Source organism: Paenibacillus sp. EZ-K15, from assembly GCF_002573715.1.
Taxonomy (GTDB): Bacteria; Bacillota; Bacilli; order Paenibacillales; family Paenibacillaceae; genus Paenibacillus_AQ.
Map to the genome: position 1 here is coordinate 1 of NZ_PDHM01000005.1, position 18,244 is coordinate 18,244.

Annotated in this window: 16 protein-coding genes; 11 read left to right on the forward strand and 5 right to left on the reverse strand. The window is 50.3% G+C overall.

The genetic code is table 11. From position 1 onward, the window contains the following. Positions 1-424: 424 nt before the first annotated feature. Positions 425-1,744 (forward strand): FtsW/RodA/SpoVE family cell cycle protein, encoded by a 1,320-nt coding sequence (locus tag CRG97_RS02315; RefSeq protein WP_098741575.1) that lies wholly within the window; start codon positions 425-427, stop codon positions 1,742-1,744. 131 nt (positions 1,745-1,875) lie between these two features. Here CRG97_RS02315 and CRG97_RS02320 read toward each other — a convergent pair whose 3' ends face one another. The 4 genes from CRG97_RS02320 to nikC all read right to left on the reverse strand — a co-directional run bounded on the left by CRG97_RS02320 (position 1,876) and on the right by nikC (position 7,076). Beyond that, a complete protein-coding gene (locus CRG97_RS02320; protein WP_098741576.1) occupies positions 1,876-2,883 on the reverse strand; it encodes an ABC transporter ATP-binding protein in 1,008 nt (335 codons plus the stop codon). After that, positions 2,880-3,893 carry an ABC transporter ATP-binding protein gene (locus CRG97_RS02325; RefSeq protein WP_098741797.1) on the reverse strand — a complete coding sequence of 338 codons (1,014 nt, stop codon included), beginning with the start codon at positions 3,891-3,893 and terminating at the stop codon, positions 2,880-2,882. Before CRG97_RS02325 ends, CRG97_RS02320 begins: the two co-directional genes overlap by 4 nt. Before the next feature lie 1,343 nt (positions 3,894-5,236). Further along, a complete protein-coding gene (locus CRG97_RS02330; protein ID WP_009595864.1) occupies positions 5,237-6,160 on the reverse strand; it encodes an ABC transporter permease in 924 nt (307 codons plus the stop codon). A 19-nt stretch (positions 6,161-6,179) separates the two neighbouring features. Beyond that, entirely contained in the window at positions 6,180-7,076 is an 897-nt protein-coding gene (nikC, locus tag CRG97_RS02335) for a nickel transporter permease (protein ID WP_098741577.1), read from the reverse strand. 160 nt (positions 7,077-7,236) lie between these two features. Between nikC and CRG97_RS02340 the strand changes: the two genes are divergently transcribed. The 4 genes from CRG97_RS02340 to CRG97_RS02355 all read left to right on the forward strand — a co-directional run bounded on the left by CRG97_RS02340 (position 7,237) and on the right by CRG97_RS02355 (position 10,934). Continuing rightward, positions 7,237-8,886, forward strand: coding sequence for a glutathione ABC transporter substrate-binding protein (locus tag CRG97_RS02340; protein WP_098741578.1), 1,650 nt, complete (start codon positions 7,237-7,239; stop codon positions 8,884-8,886). A gap of 290 nt (positions 8,887-9,176) precedes the next feature. Next, the gene (locus CRG97_RS02345; RefSeq protein ID WP_076322685.1) at positions 9,177-9,509 is read left to right on the forward strand and encodes an ArsR/SmtB family transcription factor; all 333 of its coding nucleotides are present in this window, start codon (positions 9,177-9,179) and stop codon (positions 9,507-9,509) included. A 76-nt stretch (positions 9,510-9,585) separates the two neighbouring features. Next, positions 9,586-10,092: an SRPBCC family protein gene (locus tag CRG97_RS02350; RefSeq protein ID WP_098741579.1), complete on the forward strand. Its 507-nt coding sequence runs from the start codon at positions 9,586-9,588 to the stop codon at positions 10,090-10,092. Positions 10,093-10,109: 17 nt separating this feature from the next. Beyond that, positions 10,110-10,934: an alpha/beta fold hydrolase gene (locus CRG97_RS02355; protein ID WP_098741580.1), complete on the forward strand. Its 825-nt coding sequence runs from the start codon at positions 10,110-10,112 to the stop codon at positions 10,932-10,934. Between the two features lie 114 nt (positions 10,935-11,048). Here the strand turns inward: CRG97_RS02355 and CRG97_RS02360 are convergent, their stop codons facing one another. Continuing rightward, the gene (locus CRG97_RS02360; RefSeq protein WP_098741581.1) at positions 11,049-11,906 is read right to left on the reverse strand and encodes a LysR family transcriptional regulator; all 858 of its coding nucleotides are present in this window, start codon (positions 11,904-11,906) and stop codon (positions 11,049-11,051) included. 124 nt (positions 11,907-12,030) lie between these two features. Between CRG97_RS02360 and CRG97_RS02365 the strand changes: the two genes are divergently transcribed. From CRG97_RS02365 to CRG97_RS02390, 6 genes are all read left to right on the forward strand, one after another. Then, on the forward strand, positions 12,031-12,942 hold the full coding sequence (locus tag CRG97_RS02365; RefSeq protein ID WP_098741582.1) for a DMT family transporter: 912 nt from the start codon (positions 12,031-12,033) through the stop codon (positions 12,940-12,942). 234 nt (positions 12,943-13,176) lie between these two features. After that, positions 13,177-14,136, forward strand: coding sequence for a LacI family DNA-binding transcriptional regulator (locus tag CRG97_RS02370; RefSeq protein WP_098741583.1), 960 nt, complete (start codon positions 13,177-13,179; stop codon positions 14,134-14,136). A gap of 164 nt (positions 14,137-14,300) precedes the next feature. Further along, positions 14,301-15,554, forward strand: coding sequence for an ABC transporter substrate-binding protein (locus tag CRG97_RS02375; protein WP_098741584.1), 1,254 nt, complete (start codon positions 14,301-14,303; stop codon positions 15,552-15,554). Positions 15,555-15,717: 163 nt separating this feature from the next. Further along, complete coding sequence (locus CRG97_RS02380) at positions 15,718-16,593, forward strand: carbohydrate ABC transporter permease (RefSeq protein WP_098741585.1); 876 nt, start codon at positions 15,718-15,720, stop codon at positions 16,591-16,593. Then, positions 16,593-17,429: a carbohydrate ABC transporter permease gene (locus CRG97_RS02385; protein ID WP_076322448.1), complete on the forward strand. Its 837-nt coding sequence runs from the start codon at positions 16,593-16,595 to the stop codon at positions 17,427-17,429. Before CRG97_RS02380 ends, CRG97_RS02385 begins: the two co-directional genes overlap by 1 nt. Beyond that, positions 17,426-18,187: a polysaccharide deacetylase family protein gene (locus CRG97_RS02390; protein ID WP_098741586.1), complete on the forward strand. Its 762-nt coding sequence runs from the start codon at positions 17,426-17,428 to the stop codon at positions 18,185-18,187. The genes CRG97_RS02385 and CRG97_RS02390 overlap by 4 nt, the downstream gene beginning before the upstream one ends. Positions 18,188-18,244 lie beyond the last annotated feature (57 nt).

The following is an 18,244-nucleotide window of genomic DNA, read 5'->3' on the forward strand; positions in this document are numbered from 1 at the left end:
CAACATGCTGGATTTTGCCATCGTCGGCCTACTCCTCTCCATCTACAGACGCAAAAACATGATCCCAAGCGAGGTGGGGAATGCGGCTCCTATGAAGGTGGCTTAGCGGAATGGCCGACCTAGGCAGCTTATATTTTTATCGAACAGACTTATCGTACAACACCTGCTGTTTTTAACTCTCATAGATGACCAGATAACTCTCTTCGGATTGGCTCGGGTGGAACGGGATTCAATAAATCACGGATGTTCATCCGAGGTATGATTGAGCACCAGCATCCATCTTGAGGGGAGTTATCTTTTTTTATCATAATTGACTGTAAAAAGATTCATCTTTTAACTAATAACCCCTATCTATATTCGAGGCTATGCCATCAAATTCATGAAATTCAAACGATAATTTATATCCTTGTCAAGGAGGAACCACATGCGGCAAATGGAGGAGTATATGGTTGTCCGGCAATTTCTGGACCGTGTGTGCAAGCAAGTGCGCACGAGGCAAATGCATCCCGAGATTCGAGAGGAACTGCTGGGTCATATTGAGGATCGGGCCGAACTGTTGATGCTGGAGGGACATCCTGAAGAGTTCGCTGTACAGGAAGCGGTGAAACAAATGGGGGATCCGGGGGATATCGGCAAAAGTCTGCATATGGCTCATCGGCCTCAGTTGGATTGGAAGCTGCTCGTTATGCTGGCCCTGTTCTTAATCATTGGACTGGTTGGCATGGTGAGTGTTTATTACGCGGATGAAAGGTATTCCGTTAGCCTAGTCGAGAGGAAGTTGTTTTACTTCGGAATCGGAGTATTATTCCTGATAGGTTTTTATTTTCTGGATTATCGGAAGCTGAAGAAATACGCGGCCCCTGTGTTTTTCTTTATTGTTATTCTAATGGTCATTTCATTGGTATATGGACAACTGCACGATAGAAGAACTGCCTATATCAACATAGGTCCAATTGGAGTCAATATGATCACTTTCTCCTTGATACCGCTTCTGCTCGCTTTGGCAGGGATGAAGCCTGCCAGCCAATGGGGACGGTGGGAGACGGTATTGAACATCCTCTATCGAGGGGGACTGCCTGTAGTCCTATATAGTATAAGCGGCTCTATTATCTACACGTATATCTATGTGATCGGGTTCCTGGTTTTGACATGGAGAACAAGTAAAAGCTTGAAACAATTTGTTATGATTTCCACGCTGCCATTTGCAGGATTAGCTATTTTCCTCTGCACCCGGACGGATCATTTACTGTTTCGGTGGAGAGAATTTATGAACCCTTCAGCCAAAGAAATGTGGTATATAGGGAATAACGCAGATGCCATCCAAGCAGCAGGCTGGTTTGGGCAAGGTTTTGGTCAAGCTACACCGAAGATCCCATATGTCCTTTATGATAACGTGTTTCCATACCTCATCTATTGCTTCGGCTGGTTGTTCGGGATCGTAGTTGGCGTACTGATTCTTCTGTTTCTCGTTAGAATATGGAATATTTCTACGGTCCACAGGGATCCTTATGCGAAGTATATCGCTGCATTACTCATCGTTGTCTTTGGATTTCGGCTGCTATGGCCGCTACTCATGGGGCTCGGTATTCTTCCAAGGGTTACATTGGATCCACCCTTCTTCTCTTACAGCGGGATGAACCAAATCCTGGACATGGCAGCAGTCGGCCTGCTCCTCTCCATCTACAGACGCAAAAACATGATCCCAAGCGAGGTGGGGGAGGCGGCTCCTATGAAAGTGGCTTAGTTGAGGCTGAAGATCATCTTTCAATTCCGGTTAGCAGGATAAAGTTTTGAAAAAGAAAAAGCGAGAGCTTGATTCTCGCTTTTCTTTCTCGTTTATAGAGAGGTATCGTTATCCGTTCGGTGGCGTATAAGTTACACCTTCTCCAGCGCACCGGATGCGATTTCCTCAATATAGTGGCAGGCCGCCTGATGGCCTCCGCGCTGCTCATCCACGTCCCGCAGCACCGGGGCTTCGGATCTGCAGTGATCCTTGGCGTACATGCAGCGGGTATGAAACCGGCAGCCGGAAGGCGGATTGATCGGGGACGGAACATCCCCCTTGAGAATGATCCGTTCCTTCTTGCGCTCGGGATCTAGTGTCGGGATGGCCGACAGCAGAGCGCGAGTGTAAGGATGCTGTGGGTGCCGGAAGAGGGAGTGCTTATCCGCGATTTCCACGATCGTCCCCAGATACATCACGATAATCCGATCGGAAATATGCCGGACGACCCCGAGATCATGGGAGATGAAGAGATAGGTCAGTTTGAATTCGGTTTGCAGTGATTTCATCAGATTGAGCACTTGTGCCTGGATGGACACGTCAAGCGCAGAGACCGCTTCATCACTGATGATCAGCTTGGGATTCACGGACAAGGCGCGAGCAATTCCGATCCGCTGCCGCTGCCCGCCGCTGAATTCATGCGGGTACCGATTGGCTTGATAGGCGGCCAGGCCGACCGTTTCCAGAAGCTCGATGGCCCGCCCCCGCCGGTCTTTTTTGGGAACAACGTTTTGAATGTCCATCGCTTCTTCCAGGACTTGCAGCGCTGTTTTTCTGGGATTCAGCGAAGCATAGGGGTCCTGAAAAATCATCTGCAGGTCTTTACGCCTTCGGTTCATCTGCGCTTTATTTAGGGAAAGCAGATCGGTGCCTTCGAACACCACCTCGCCAGCGGTTGGTTCGTCCAGCCTCAGGATGGCCCGGCCCGTGGTTGATTTGCCGCAGCCGGATTCGCCCACGATACTGACAGTTTCTCCCTCATGTACGGAGAATGAAATATCATCCACAGCTTTTACGACGTTGACGGCACGGCCCAGGATACCGCCCTTGATCGGAAAATACTGCTTAAGGTTTTTGACGGTTAACAGCTCTTTGCTCATGACAGAACGTTCACCTCGCTTTCCGGCTCCCATTGATCGGTGTATTTCCAGCACCTGACTTGTTGGTTATCATCCAGCGCATGAAGCTCCGGCAGTTTGTCATAGCACAGCTTGGCTGCATGGGGACAGCGGGGGGCGAATCGGCAGCCTTCTTGCGGATCATAGGGGCTTGGAACCGAGCCCTTAATCGGCTCCAGCGTTTCCTTATCGATATCATGCCGCGGCAGCGAGTTCATCAGGCCGATGGTGTAAGGGTGCTTCGGATGCTTGAAGAGGGTGCGCACATCGGTATATTCCACCACTTTTCCGCAGTACATGACCGCTACGTCATCGCAGGTTTCCGCAACGATGCCCAGATCATGGGTGATAAAAATAATCGACATCTGCAGCTTCCGCTGCAACTCCTTCATCAGCTCCAAAATTTGAGCCTGAATGGTCACGTCAAGCGCCGTGGTCGGCTCGTCTGCAATGAGCAGATCCGGATTGCATGCCAGTGCCATGGCAATCATGACACGTTGGCGCATACCGCCGGACAGTTGGAAGGGGTACTGTCGGACTCTTTTTTCCGGGGAAGGGATGCCGACCAGTTTCAACATCTCGACGGCTTTGTCCATCGCTTGTTTTTTGCTCAGATTCTCATGGATTTGGTAGGCCTCCGCGATCTGATCGCCAACGGTGAAGACCGGATTGAGCGATGTCATCGGCTCCTGGAAGATCATCGAGATCTGATTGCCCCTTATTTTGCGCATCTGCCGGTCCGATTGTTCGAGCAGATTCACACCGTTATATAGGATTTGGCCACCGACGATTCGTCCCGGATGAAAGATCAGCCGCAGGATGGAGAGGGACAGTATGCTTTTGCCTGAACCGGATTCGCCCACGATGCCGAGCGTCTTCCCCTTGCGTACGGTAAGGCTGATATCATCCACAGCTTTCACTTCGCCCAGTTCGGTGAAAAAAGAGGTTCGCAGGTTCTTGATCGTAAGCAAACTTGATGCGTGCTGTTCCATCTTGTCTAAGCTCCCTTCGCTTTCAATTGGTCTTGGAATCATGCGTCCGTATGGACTCCAAAATGGATCGATTTTCGGTAAATAGCGGATCGTGTGTCCGGATGGGCCCCCAAATAGCTCGGTTTTCGGTAAGTAGCAGATCTGTGTCCGCGTGGACTTCAAAAAGGACTGATTTGCAGCAAATAGTGGATCGTATGTCCACATGGACTCAAAATAGCTCAGTTGGTCTGGATTAGCGATGTATGAGTTCCGCTATTACTTTATTTTCTGCATGTTAGTGGAAGTACGAGGACATGAGATCCGCTATTGCGAGATATTGCAGGCTAAATTTGTGATTTTAGGTAGATTAACGGATCCTGTGTCCTCACGGGCTCAAAAATAGCTCGATTTTCGGTGAATAGCGGATCGTGTGTCCGCGTGGCTCCCCATTAGCCAGTTTTGCAGCAAAGTAGCAGATCTGTGTCCGCGTGGACTTCAAAAAGGACTGGTTTGCAGCAAATAGCGGATCGTATGTCCACATGGACTCAAAATCAGCTCGATTGGTCTGGATTGGTGATATTTGAGGACAGTAGTTCCGCTATTTGTTCATTTTCTACTCATTAGTGGAGGTATGAGGACATGAGATCCGCTATTGCAAGATATTGCAGGCTAAATTTGTGATTTTAGGTAGATTAACGGATCCAGTGTCCGGATGGACTCCCAAATCGCTCGATTTTCGGTAAATAGCGGATCGTGTGTCCGCATGACTCCCAAATAGCTCGTATTGCTGCAAACAGTGAATCCCATGTCCGCACGGACCCCAAAACAGCTCGATTGCTCTGGATTGGCGATGTATGAGGACTGTAGTTCCGCTATTACCTTATTTTCTGCTCATTACTGAGGGTATGAGGACATGAGATCCGCTATTGCGAGAAATAGGTTGCTAAATTCGTGATTTTGGGTGCATTAACGGATCGTGTGTCCGCACGGGCTCGAAAATAGCTCGATTTTCGGTAAATAGCGGATTGTGTGTCCGTATGAACCACACTAGAGATCACACTAATCCACACGTTTGCCACACAATGTAGAGTTCACACTATTGACCACATGCGATAAACAACACACTAATGGCCGTACTAAAGACTACACATATTCCGCTATAGATCCCGCTGTAGATCTCCCTATTGACCACACTAATGACCAAACATTAATCCTACAAACTATAGATCCCCCTAATGACCACACGCGATAGACCACAAACTATAGATCCCCCTAATGACCACACGCGATAGACCACAAACTGTAGATCACACAAATAACCACACACTAATCCCACAGCCCACACCACAGCTAAAACTCACCAATCAATCGAAATCAATGCGCTTGTTGAAGTACCGGTAGGAGATGTCCACGAGCAGGTTCACGAGCACGAACATGATCGAGAGCACAAGCACGGTTGCCTGTACGACCGGGAAATCCCTTGCTCTGATCGAGTCGATGACGTATCGCCCCATGCCGTTCACGGCGAATACGGACTCGGTCAGCACCGCCCCGCCCAGCAGGCCGCCGAATTCCAGACCGATGACGGTTATGACGGGAATCATGGCATTTTTCAGGGCATGTCGGTAGATAATGACGCGCTCCCGGACGCCCTTGGCTTGAGCGGTACGGATGTAATCCTGGCCGATGACCTCCAGCATGCTGGAACGGGTCATTCTGGCGATGATAGCGGCGCCGCCTGTCCCGAGCGTGATCACGGGCAGAATGGTTTGCGACCACGTGCCCCAGCCGGAGGGACGGAACCAGCCCAGATCCACGGCAAAATATTGGATCAGCATAAGCCCCAGCCAGAAATTCGGCATCGATAGTCCGAACAGGGCAATGAACATGACGCCGATATCGGCGGGCGAGCTTTTTTTGACGGCGGAGATGATGCCGGCCAGAATGCCGAGAAATACAGCCAGGATCGTAGAGTATACGGCAAGCTCGACGGTGATCCAGAACCGGCTTTTGAATATTTCATCGGCGATGGGGCGGCTGCTGCGGATCGAATCTCCCAAATCTCCCTGCAGCAAGCCGCTGACGTAGTTCCAATACTGAAGCGGCAGCGGATCGTTCAATCCCAGGTTCTCGCGGATCTTCTCCACCTGCTCCTTGGGCGCCCCTTCCCCGATAATGACCTGCGCCGCATCTCCCGGAATGAGGTGCATCAGCAGGAAGACGACAATGGTTACACCAATGACAACAGGTATGGTCTGAATTAGCCTTCGAATGGAATAGATGAGCATGGCCCGGCAGCTCCCTTCATTATTTTTTCATTTTCGGGTCAAGGACATCCCGCAAGCCGTCACCCAGCAAATTAAATGCGATGACCACGAACACGATCGACAAGCCGGGGAACAGGGCAACATGGGGGTGATCCATAATATAGTTGCGCCCATCATTCAGCATGGCTCCCCACTCCGGCGTCGGCGGCTGTGCGCCAAGACCGAGGAAGGACAAGCCGCTGGCGGTCAGGATAGCAACAGCGATCCGCAGCGTAGCCTGCACGATGATAGGGGATGTGATATTCGGCAAAATATGCCCGAAGATGATTCGTCCATCGCTCGCGCCCAGCGAACGCATGGCATCAATATATTCGAGCTTGCGGACGGCCAGCGTCGAGCCGCGCACGACTCTGGCAAAGGTGGGGATCGAGAAGATGCTAACGGCGATAATCACGTTGAACAGATTTTTTCCAAGAACGCTGACAACCGCCAATGCCAGCAAAATGCCGGGAAACGCCAGCATGACATCGGTAATTCTCATAATGAGTGCATCCCATTTACCTCCGTAATAACCGGATATGATTCCGAGTACGACACCAAAGGCTGCCCCGATGATGACCGAGATAAAACCGACCGAGAGCGTAAGACGCATGCCATGGATAATTCTGGTGAAAATATCTCGCCCGTTGTGGTCCGTACCAAACCAATGGTCAGCGGACGGTTTCAACAGTTTCGTAGAATAATCCACTTTGGTCGGATCATACTGGGTGAGCAGGGGGCCGAAAATCGCGACAAGAATCATCAGCAGGAGAAAATAGCCCCCGAATAAGGCCGCTTTATTCTTCTTCAGACGGTGGTAGAAAGATTTCCATTGAACGAGACGGGTACCACTAGGGAGCGGTTCTTGTGTTCTGGCATCAGCGGTCATGTTAGGCACGTGAAATCATCCTTTCTCCAAGTTTGGATGTCAGCATTGGTGTCGTAGAAACGTGAGGTAAATCTGGCTTCTACTGGTATAAATATCAAATAGTAAAATATATGTTAACTGTGTATAAAATATTTTCCTATTTTGATTGAGAAGGGGGAGTTTGTTTCACATGACAGGTAATAGAAGATTAAAGTGGCTTGTCTGCATCCTGGTCATGCTTACCGTAATGATCTCGGCGTGTGGTAGTCCAAGCAAGAGCAGTAACCCCGAAACGCCGCCAAGCGGCACCAATACGCCAGCTCCTGAGCCGGGGGCTAAAGATCCTCCCGAAGGAACGGACGATACCGGTGCAAATGAGCTTGTGATTGCCTGGCTTTCTGATCCGCCATCCATGGACCCTCATATGTCGACGGACCAGCAAACGAGCGTAATGACAACACATATTTATGACACATTAGTGATTCATGATAAGGATCTGAATATTCAGCCGGGGCTCGCCGAGAGCTGGAAAGCGATCGATGAATTGACCTGGGAGTTCAAGCTGAGACAAGGCGTGAAGTTTACGGACGGCTCTCCATTCAATGCAGAGGTGGTCAAAGCCAACATTGATCGTATGCAGGATCCGGAGGTTGCTTCTCCGCGCGCTTCGCTTGTCGGCATGATTAAAGAGGTTAAAGTCGTTGACGAATACACGGTGCAGCTCGTGACCGAGTATGCTTTCTCGCCGCTGCTTGCCCATCTGGCCCATTCTGCGGTGGGGATGATTAGTGCCGAAGCCATCAAGCTGGATTACGAGAAGGTGAAGGCAGGCGAGAAGGGAGGCGCATATCTGGCGCAGAACCCTGTAGGCACAGGCGTATTCAAATTAGAGAGCTGGAACCCCGGACAGGAAGTGAAGCTGGTTGCGAATGCCGATTATTGGGGAGATAAAGCGAAGGTTGAACGGGTCACGTTCAAGGTCGTAAGCGAAGAGGGAACGCGGATCGCGGAGCTTGAAACCGGCTATGCGCATATTATCGATCCGGTGTCGCCGAGCAGCATCAGCCGCATTGAGAGCACGGACGGCATGTCTTTGAACCGTCAGGCCTCGCTGAGCCTGTCTTATATCGGGTTTAACAACGACAAAAAGCCGTTTAACGATGTACGGGTACGGCAGGCCTTGTCGATGGCTATCAACAAGGATGAAATCATCTCGGGCGTTTATGAGGGCACGGGCATTCCTGCCGTCGGGCCTTTGGCACCGGACGTGAACGGTTATGATGCTACCGTAAAGCCAATCGAACATAACATCGACAAAGCAAAAGAGCTGTTGAAGGAGGCTGGATACGAGGGTGGCTTCTCAACGACCATCTGGACCAATGATAATCCGGAACGGATTAAGGTCGCCGAGTACGTACAATCCAAGCTGAAGGAATTGAATGTTGAAGTCAAAATCGAAGTGGTCGAATGGGGCGCATACCTGGCTCAAACAGCAGAAGGCAAGCATGATATGTTTATCCTCGGCTGGTCCACGGTAACGGCTGATGCCGACTATGGCATGTATGAGTTATTCCATTCCAAGAATGTAGGGGAGCCGGGCAACCGTACCTTCACGAAGGATCCGGAACTGGATAAACTGCTGGATGCCGGGCGTAAAGAGAACGATCCGGAACAACGCAAGCTTATCTATAAACAGGCTCAAGAGAAGCTGGTTGAGTTAGCGCCGATGCTGTATATCCATCATCAGGAGTATTTAAACGGAGTCAGCAGCAAGGTCGAGGGCTTCTGGCGGCATCCGAACGGCATCATGCAGCTGCATCAAGTGTCCATTCAGCCATAAGGAAGTCTGAAAGCTTTATAGCTTTGAATGACCTTAATTTATAGCATAGTTTATAGCAAGAGGCCCTATGTTGGGGCCTCTTTTGTGATGTTGTTAGAGTGCGGGGACAGGTGAATAGGACGCCCAATAGATTAATAAGCTGTGTTCGTTGTGCATCTGAATCGATTATGCAGCATGTCCGAGGGGGTGGAATTGATGTGATGTCACATTTTTCGCGTCAAAAGAATGATGAAAAAAACAGAACTTTATATACGTTGACATGTATATACGAATTTATGTATATTAAAACCATGAATACTTCAGCTATGCAATTAACCCTGTTCACGATCTCGGAGCCGAACCGCTTCAACATCATTGAACTCTTAAAGCAAGGGTCGAGATCGGTCAGCGACATCGTAGAGATTCTGGGAATCGGCCAGCCCCAAGTATCCCGCCATCTGCGGATACTGAGCGAGGCCGGATTGGTGAAAGTCCGTAAGAACGCACAGCAGCGCATTTATAGTCTCGAAGCCCAGCCGTTTCAGGAGCTGGACGTCTGGTTCGATTCGTTCAGTCGATTGTGGGAAGAGCGACTCGACAAGTTCGAGGACTATATGAGCGACTTCAACGGAAAGGAGAGTTAATCCCATTTTTTTATTAGATCCACAGGAAGATACGGCTCTGCACGCAGAGCCGGTTTCACAGAGAGGAGGGGTTTGTTTGAGCAGGAAAACCACCATTACAAAAGACCGGGAGCAGCGAAGGCTGACCGTGGAACGTGTCGTATCCATACCTCTGAAGCTGTCCTGGCAGGGATGGACTAAGCCGGAACACATTGAACGCTGGTGGGGGCCAAGGAACTGGAATGCCACGATATATGAGATGGATGTCAGACCGGGTGGCGTATGGCGCTACAGGCTGGCTCCTGATAAGGCAGGAGAAGGGGAAGAAGCCTTTTGCAAGGCGACCTACTCCGAAGTGACGGAGTTATCAAGGCTCGTATTTACGGACACATTCACGGATCCGAACTGGAACCCCGTAGCAGGCAGCGACATGTTGACTTCGGTTACGTTTGAAGAGGCCGGGGAAGGGACCAGGCTATGCATCATTACCCATTTTGCGAGTGCAGAGGAACTGGAAGCTGCGGAAGGCATGGGAATGGTAGAAGGATACACGGATACGCTGGAACGGTTTGAGAATGAAATTAGCTTGTACATAACAGGATAATAAAAGGAGAGATGACCATGAGTTATGCAATGTCGAATGACGGTACCCGAATTTTTTATGAAAAGAAAGGGACTGGTCCAGCTATTATTCTTGTAGCTGCCGCAGCTTCGGATCACAACGATACAACGCGTCTTGGGGAGTTTCTGTCTGAACAATTCACCGTCTACAATTATGACCGGCGGGGGCGGGGCAGTAGTACGGATACGGCTCCGTATGCCGTTGAACGTGAGGTCGAAGATATCGATGCCCTTATTCAGGAGGCGGGCGGGAGCGCGTATGTATTCGGAAGTTCTTCGGGCGCTGTTCTGGCTCTGGATGCGGCGAGCAGACTTGGAAGCAGCAAAGTTAGAAAACTGTTTCTATATGAGCCGCCGTTTATCATTGACGATAGCCGTGAACCCGTACCGACAGAATACGTGCAGCATTTGAATGCACTGATGGCCGGGAATCGACGCAGCGAAGCCGTAGAATATTTCATGACAGCAGCGCTGGGGATCCCCGCGGAATATATAGAATTCATGAAGGCAGATCCTTCTTGGCAGGTCATGGAGGGCATGGCGCATACATTGGCCTATGACGGCATGATTATGGGGAGCACGCAATCTGGTCAACCGCTGCCAACGGATCGCTGGGATGTCGATGTCCCGGTCATGGTGATGACGGGCGAGAACAGCGGGTCCATGTTCCATGGGGCCGCTAGCGCATTGGTCGACTTGCTCCCTCAGTGCGAGCACCTGATGCTGCCTGGTCAGGACCATTCTGCCGTCGTGATGGCGCCGGAAGTGCTGGCTCCCGAGGTGTCGGGTTTTCTGCAGCCTTCGGCAGACCAAATACCGAGTTAAGTGTGCTTGGCTCATCTTCGGCAGATCAAATACCGAGGTAAGTGTGCCTTGCTCATCAAGAAACCGTGGCCCTTAGGGTCACGGTTTCTTTGTTTCCCGTTCCGTTCGAAGTATTTATTCGGTCTTCTTAAACGGCTCAATAAAATGATTAAAGGCGCTGGTGCGAAACAGGTCGCGCCGGAATACAAAATGGACCTTGGAGCTGCGATAACGCTCGGGGATTTGGAAAGCTTGCAATCTCCCGGCATCCACCCAGTCCTTAACGGAAGACCGCGTTAGCAGCGAGATACCCAGCCCGGCGGCCACGCCGCCCATGATGGCTTCCAATGTGCCAAACTCCATAATGTTCATGGGTCCCACGTTCTCTTCATGAAGCCATTGCTCCAACCGTTCACGATGGTAGCAGCCCTTGCCAAAGAACAGCAGCGGTTTGGTGAGTAAATCGCGAAGCGCAGACTCCGTCGGTTCCGAGATGAGAACAAGCTCCTCGTCAAAGGCCCGGATTTCGTCAAAGTCCGGGTAATCCAGAGGCCCGCTGATAAACGCCCCGTCCAGTTCATACTCGTTCAGGGCTCGAATCAAGTCAGCTCTATGGCCTGTAATTAATGACAATTTCACGTCAGGATACCGTCTATGATAATCCAGCATGATGCCGGGTAGATGTACCGCGGCTGTAGTTTCCGATGAGCCGATTCGCAGCGGACCCGACGGTTCTTCCGAGAATTGCGTCGATTTCACGGCTTCGTCAAGCAAACGCGTAATCTGATCGGCATACTTGAGCAGATTGCAGCCGGCCGAAGTTAAGGCAACGCCGCGGCTGAGCCGATAGAACAGAGGCGTGTTCAGCTCGGATTCAAGCTGCCGGATTCTAGCGGTCACGTTCGATTGCACGTAACCTAGGCTGGCGGCAGCCTTGGTTATATTTCCTTCACGGGCAACAGCCTGGAATATCTTCAGATCCCCACTCTCCACCTTAGGAGCCTCCTTATATCCATCATTCACAGTGATGGATTGAATCTTATTTAATTATTTTACATGATATGAAGGTCGGAATAAACTGAGGATACACTTGGTTAAGGAGAGGGTAATTTATGGCATGAGCAAACCGCGTATGCTGTTTCTGACGATATTTACGATGCTGGTCGCGGGACTTAACTTCCCGATCGGCAAAATTGCGCTGTCCTTCGGTTCCCCATTCGTGCTGCTGGCGATCCGGTTCGTGGGAGCGGGCCTTCTGATGCTGCCCTTCATTGTAAGACGGCCCCATCCCAGGAGCGGCACTGCCTGGCTGAAGCTGACAACGATCGGTCTGTTTCAATCGGCACTCGTGATGAGTGGCATCTACCTGAGCATGCAGACGATTTCCTCCGGCAGCTCATCGGTTCTGTCCTCCAGCAACCCGATCTGGTTCATCGTGTTCAGCTTCCTGATCTTCGGTATAAGGTACCGTCTTCTTCAGTGGGCGGGCGTGATCATCGGTTTTATCGGCGTGTTCATTACGCAAGGCTTGGAGATGCAGATGCAGAGCGGATTCTGGTTTGCGCTGGGCGCAGGGATGGCCTGGGGCATGGCGACGCTGCTAAGTTCCCGTTGGGGTAAGGAGTTTGACGCTTGGGTGATGGCTGCCTATCAGATGCTGATCGGCGGCATCCTTCTGCTCATCGCAAGTCCGCTGCTGGAACAGCCGCATTTTGTATGGGATTCGTCCCAGATCGTCAAGGAACTCTTTGTTCTGGGCTGGATGATTCTGATGAGCTCGATTGCCCAGTTCGTCACCTGGTATTACGTGCTGCGCAATAGCGATCCCAATAAAGCCAACGTGTATCTGTTCCTCATTCCCGTGTTCGGTGTATTATCCGGATGGCTTATACTAGGCGAGCAGCTGCATTGGTACACCTTGGCCGGCACAGTGTGTATCGGGCTTGGCATTTATCTAGTGAATCGGCCTAGACGAGTAGACAAAACAAAAGATCCATTCACGATGAGGGAGCGGTGCGGTACCGTATAAAGGGCAAGAAATCTAATAAATTCGGATTTAGCAGGTCACAGCGAATGGATTCGCGTGGCCTGCTTTTTTGCTATGGCGAACAAAGGTTTTCTCGTCTGAGCAGGTATCATGAGAAGCAATGACAAGGATGATGTTCCAAGGAAAATCTCGTCCAAGCAAAATAAGTAAATTTTATTAAAAATAAATCCATGTTATATTAAATTTACTAACGCCTTTGGAGAGGGGATAGGATTCATGAGTGGTTTGAAGGAAATTGCAAAGCTCGCGGATGTCTCGGTGTCTACAGTGTCCAACGTGCTGAACGGGCGTAAGAACGTGGGGCGGGAGACGAGGGAGCGGGTGCTGAGATTATGCTCGGAGCACGGCTATTTTCCGCATAAGTCAACCAAATCCGATAAAAGCAACACGATTATATTTGTCTTCAGCGACTTTGATCGCGATTATTATTTAAAGATCATCAAGGGGATCAGCCATTGCCTGACGGAGAATGGATACGATCTTATCATCTGTACGAATAAATCCAGCACCAATTTTATGCGCAGTAAATTTGCAAGCGGTACCATAAGTCTGGATCGGAACATGACGGACGAATATTTAGTCTCGGTGGCCACGCCGCAGTTCCCTGTCGTTCTCATGGATCGGATTATTGATAATGAGTTCGCCAACACCAAAAGCGTGATCGTGGACAACTACCCCGTGATGTGTGAAATGGTCCAGGCCTTGGTGGATAAACAGTTTACGAACTTTGGATACATTGGCGGCTTGGAGTTTACCCTGGATCACAAGGAGCGGTTCGTTGGATTTATGGATACGCTTGCGAAGAATGGTATCGTGTTTGACCGCCGCAATTACTTCCATGGCGATTACAGTGAGGAAAGCGGATATCAGGCGGCCAAAATTCTGATCCTGAGCAACGCCTTGCCGGAAGTGCTGGTCTGTGCGAATGACAATATGGCTCTCGGCGCAATCAAAGCTTTGGAAGAGAACGGAATACGGGTCCCGGAGGATATCTCGATCACCGGATTCGATAATTCGGATGCGGCGGCGATGGCCGGTTTGACCACGATTGCAATCCCGCGTTATGAAAGCGGTTATTTGGCGGCGAAGGAGCTGCTCGAGATGATCAAGGGCACAACGGGCAGGGAGCCCTTTAAGCTGAATGCCACCATTCAGTGGAGAAAAACGGTGAAATAAACTTTATGATTACAACTAGTAAAATATCAATAATTTTACTAGTTTTTTTACTTAGTATTTTTATGAAAACGCGTACAATTTTTATTGACATTCTAGGTAAACCGCCCTATGATGGGTTTGTAAACGTTTTACTTTATAGAGTCCTTAAGGGGGAGGCGTGTCACTTGAAAAAAGTAAAAAAGGTATTAAGCATACTAACAGCAACGGCTTTGGTTGCGACACTTGCAGCCTGTGGTGGTACATCTGACAAAGATTCTGGAGCAGCATCCGGGGGAGATAAGCTGAAGAAAATTACGCTCTTCCAATCGAAAGTTGAAATTACAGAACCTCTTGAAGCTTTGGTTAAAACCTATAAAGAAGAAACCGGCAATGAGGTTGAAGTATGGGGTGCCGCAGGTGACGCTTATTCGCAGCAGCTGGTAGCGAAGCTCAGCAGCAACCAGGGACCGACCATATTCAGCGTGGCTCCAGGGCCCGAGTCCGAGAAGCTGAAATCCTATTTCTCCGATTTGAGCGGTGAAGAGTATGTTAAGAACATTGCGCCTGACATGGAATTGAAGGTCGAAGATAAAACGGTCGGCGTTCCATACGGCGTAGAAGGTTTCGGTCTTGTGTATAACAAGGATATGGTAGATCCGGCTAACATGAAAGATCTGGATTCCTTCACCAAAACGCTGGAGCAGCTGAAAGCCGACGGCAAGAACGGTTTGAGTTTGTCCCAGGAGGCTTACTTCTTGATCGGACACATCATCAACACGCCGTTTGCCCTTCAATCCGATCCGCTGGCCTTTATCGAGCAGCTGAACAAAGGCGAAGTGAAGATGGCGGATACGAAGGAGTTCCAAGAGTGGGCGAAATTCATGGACGTGATCAAGGCGAATTCCAAGAATCCGCTAGAAGTGAAATATGATAGCCAGATGGGTGACTTTGCAACGGAAAAAACGGCTATGGTGCATCAAGGCAACTGGAGTTATTCCATGCTTGCGGACTTCGGTGATTTCGGCTCCAAAGTCGGCATGATGCCATTCCCGCTCGCCGGCAATGACAAAATCGCCGTCGGCGTGGCCAGCTACTGGGTCGTAAACAATCAGGCGGATGCTGAGGAAGTCAAAGCTGCGAACGCTTTCCTGAACTGGCTCTTTACTAGCGACAGCGGCAAGAAAGCCATCGTGGACGATTTCAAATTCATCCCGGCTTTAACGAATATTGAAGCGGGCGATCTGGATCCTTTGTCGCAAGCGGTGCACGAAGCAACAACGAAGGGTGAGACGATCACTTGGGCGTTGAACTACTTCCCATCGGGAATCATCACCAATGACCTGGCTCCGGCGACGCAGGAGTACTTCATGAATCCAGGCATGACAGGAGAGCAGTTCCTGCAGAAGCTGGATGAAGTATGGGCGAAAGCATCGAAATAATCGAGGCGAAACGAAAACCACCTGAAATAACAATTCCATGAAAACGAAAGCCTAGCCTCAGACGTTCTAATGATGAGCGTTAGGCTTTTGTTTTTTCTAACACGAATTCAAGGTTTGATGCCGCCTTGCGGGAATCATCCGGACCGGAAAGAAGGTATGGATTATGAGCAAAAGAAAGGATAAAGCCTGGTTTGCCCTGTTTACGGTGCCGCTTCTGTTTATTTTCACGACCGTGGTCATCATCCCGTTCATTATCGGGATCGTGTACTCCTTCGTCAATTGGGACGGCATTCCGGCGAATCCTAAAGTATTCGTTGGGTTCGACAATTACGTTCAGCTGTTTCAGGACGACCGATTCCTGACCTCGGCTTGGCATACGGTTCAATTCACGCTGCTCGCGCTGGTGTGCGTCAATATTCTGGGTCTAGGGTTTGCGCTGCTCGTTACGACAAAGCTTCGCTCGAGAAATGCGGCGCGGACGATGTTTTTCATGCCGAACCTGATCGGCGGCCTGATTCTGGGTTACATCTGGCAGTTTATTTTTACGGATGCTTTCAGTTTCCTGGGCGAGAAGACCGGATTTGACAGCGTGTTCTTTAACTGGCTGCTGCATCCGCAGTTTGCACTGTACGCGATCGTTGCGGTATTCACCTGGCAGCTGGCGGGTTATACGATGATCATCTACATCGCGGGCATCCAGGGGATTCCGGATGAATTGATGGAAGCGGCCAAGGTCGATGGCGCCAACATATGGCAGCGACTGAAGAGCATTGTGTTCCCGCTGTTAATGCCTTCGTTCACGATCTGTCTGTTCCTGACACTGTCCGGGGCGTTCAAAATCTATGACGTGAACCTGTCGTTGACCAAGGGTGGACCGAGCAATGCGACGGAGATGTTTGCGATGAATATTTTCAACGAGATTTTTGCTTACGGTAATTATGGTTTAGGTCAGGCAAAAGCGATCATCTTCTTCCTGATTGTTGCCGGACTTACGCTGACGCAAGTTATCATCACGAAGAGAAGAGAGGTGCAGATGTAATGAAGAAATCAGGGAAATGGCTGCTCGATATCCTGCTGTTCCTCGTTGCACTGGTCTTCTTGTCTCCGGTCTTCATCATGCTGATTAACTCGTTCAAGGATCGTGCGGAGCTATATGAGAATGCGCTCGCGCTGCCTTCTTCCTTCAGCTTTGAGTATTATAAATTGGCGATGGAGAAGATGAATTTCTTCACCGCTCTGGGTAACTCGCTCTATGTCACCGTCATCTCGGTGATCATTGTCATCGTTCTCGCCTCCATGACGGCATGGATGCTGGTGCGGACGGATAATAAGCTGAGCAAAATCATTTTCTTCACGTTTGTAGCGACCATGCTGATTCCATTCCAGACGCTCATGATGCCGCTGATGCAGGTGATGGACTGGATTCGAAGCAATCTGCACATTCCGATGCTCAATACCCATGAGGGCTTGATCTATATGAACGTCGGCTTTACATCAAGTATGGCGGTTTTCCTGTACCACGGGTTCATCAAATCCGTGCCGGTTGCGCTGGAGGAGGCGGCAACGCTAGATGGCTGCTCCAAGCTGGGCGTGTTCTGGAGAATCGTATTCCCGCTGCTGAAGAACATCAGTGTGACCATCGCGATTCTGAACGTCATTGCGTTGTGGAACGACTACCTGCTCCCATCGCTGACGCTGTCGGATAAAGGGCTGCGGACGATTCCGCTCTCGACCTTCTATTTCTTCGGGGAGTTCACGATTGTGTGGAACCAGGCGATGGCCGGTCTGACGCTGACGATCATCCCGGTTGTCATTTTCTATATTTTCGCTCAGAAATACATCATCAAGGGGATTGCGGCAGGTGCGGTAAAATGAGGCGAATCATTACGAGAGCCGACGATTATGCTTCCAGCCGTTCCGCCAATCTAGCGATTACCCGGACGGTAGAGGCCGGGTTCATCAAAAATGTGTCCATCATGGCGCCCGGCTCTTATCTTACCGAGGCCGCGCAGCTGTTGGCGCATCGCAAGGACATCTGCTTCGGTTTCCATATGACGCTGAACGCGGAATGGGATGACGTACGCTGGGGACCTGTTGCCGCGAAGGAACAGGTTCCTTCGCTTGTCGATGAGGCCGGATATTTCTATCAGGATCCGTTCCTGTTTCAGGATCATCCGCCTTCGCTGCAGGAGATCCTTGTAGAGTGCGAAGCACAGCTTGATAAACTGACCGCAGCAGGCTTCAGCATTTCTTATGTCGATTCTCATATGCTGCCGGAGCGCTTCATACCCGGGCTGCAGGAAGAGCTGGACCGCTGGATTGAAGCGAAGGGGCTAATCAACCATCGCCATTACTACAACTTTTTCCCGGGTGGCGTTCCGGACGGGGTCGAGTCGTTTGAAAGGGTGCTTGGCGGCCTGACGGAAGACCAGTACTTCTTCCTGTCCCATCCAGCCCTATATTCGAAGGAAATGGTGCAGTGCGGCAATGCTCAAGTGGATGGGGAAGAGCTGGCGCGCGGACGCGATCAGGAGGCTTCTTTTCTTGCACGGAAGGACTTAAATGAGATTAGTGAGCGACTGGGTTTCCGCGCTATTCGTTATGATGAAGCGGTACCATTACCTGGTGTATAATGGAAGGGCCGTAATGAATTTACCTTATGGATACAGGGAGAGGCGAAAGGAAGATGA

Bases quoted from the DNA above. Each gene is read 5' to 3' on its own strand.
- CRG97_RS02315 (WP_098741575.1), top strand. From the start codon at position 425: ATGCGGCAAATGGAGGAGTATATGGTTGTCCGGCAATTTCTGGACCGT.
- CRG97_RS02320 (WP_098741576.1), bottom strand. From the start codon at position 2,883: ATGAGCAAAGAGCTGTTAACCGTCAAAAACCTTAAGCAGTATTTTCCG.
- CRG97_RS02325 (WP_098741797.1), bottom strand. From the start codon at position 3,893: ATGGAACAGCACGCATCAAGTTTGCTTACGATCAAGAACCTGCGAACC.
- CRG97_RS02330 (WP_009595864.1), bottom strand. From the start codon at position 6,160: ATGCTCATCTATTCCATTCGAAGGCTAATTCAGACCATACCTGTTGTC.
- CRG97_RS02340 (WP_098741578.1), top strand. From the start codon at position 7,237: ATGACAGGTAATAGAAGATTAAAGTGGCTTGTCTGCATCCTGGTCATG.
- CRG97_RS02345 (WP_076322685.1), top strand. From the start codon at position 9,177: ATGAATACTTCAGCTATGCAATTAACCCTGTTCACGATCTCGGAGCCG.
- CRG97_RS02355 (WP_098741580.1), top strand. From the start codon at position 10,110: ATGAGTTATGCAATGTCGAATGACGGTACCCGAATTTTTTATGAAAAG.
- CRG97_RS02365 (WP_098741582.1), top strand. From the start codon at position 12,031: ATGAGCAAACCGCGTATGCTGTTTCTGACGATATTTACGATGCTGGTC.
- CRG97_RS02370 (WP_098741583.1), top strand. From the start codon at position 13,177: ATGAGTGGTTTGAAGGAAATTGCAAAGCTCGCGGATGTCTCGGTGTCT.
- CRG97_RS02380 (WP_098741585.1), top strand. From the start codon at position 15,718: ATGAGCAAAAGAAAGGATAAAGCCTGGTTTGCCCTGTTTACGGTGCCG.
- CRG97_RS02385 (WP_076322448.1), top strand. From the start codon at position 16,593: ATGAAGAAATCAGGGAAATGGCTGCTCGATATCCTGCTGTTCCTCGTT.
- CRG97_RS02390 (WP_098741586.1), top strand. From the start codon at position 17,426: ATGAGGCGAATCATTACGAGAGCCGACGATTATGCTTCCAGCCGTTCC.